General features: G+C 36.2%; 1 protein-coding gene. It reads right to left on the bottom strand.

Annotation, left to right across the window (positions count from 1 at the left end):
• On the bottom strand, positions 1–272 hold a 272-nt coding region (gene rbfA, locus SB775_RS28520; protein ID WP_410864544.1), incomplete at its 3' end, for a 30S ribosome-binding factor RbfA.
• Between the last annotated feature and the right edge of the window lie 35 nt (positions 273–307).

The following is a 307-nucleotide window of genomic DNA, read 5'->3' as shown; positions in this document are numbered from 1 at the left end:
AAGGTAATTTCTGGTGTTTTACGAAGACGAATACGTTGGCCAATTTCTGAACGAATAAAGCCTTTTGCCTTCGCTAAACCTTTTAATGTATTTTCTTTCTGTTCTTCGTCACCTAAAACAGAAATGTATACTTTAGCAATTTGTAAATCTCCACTCACTTGTACATCTGTTACTGTAACAAATCCAATACGTGGGTCTTTAATTTTACGACTGATAATGTCGCCTAATTCTTTTTTCATTTGCTCGCCCACACGGTTCGCACGTAATTTCATAACTCTTCACCTCATTCAATACCATTCCAAATGTG

This window comes from Peribacillus sp. SIMBA_075 (assembly GCF_046534585.1).
This window is presented reverse-complemented; position numbering and strand designations above follow the sequence as displayed.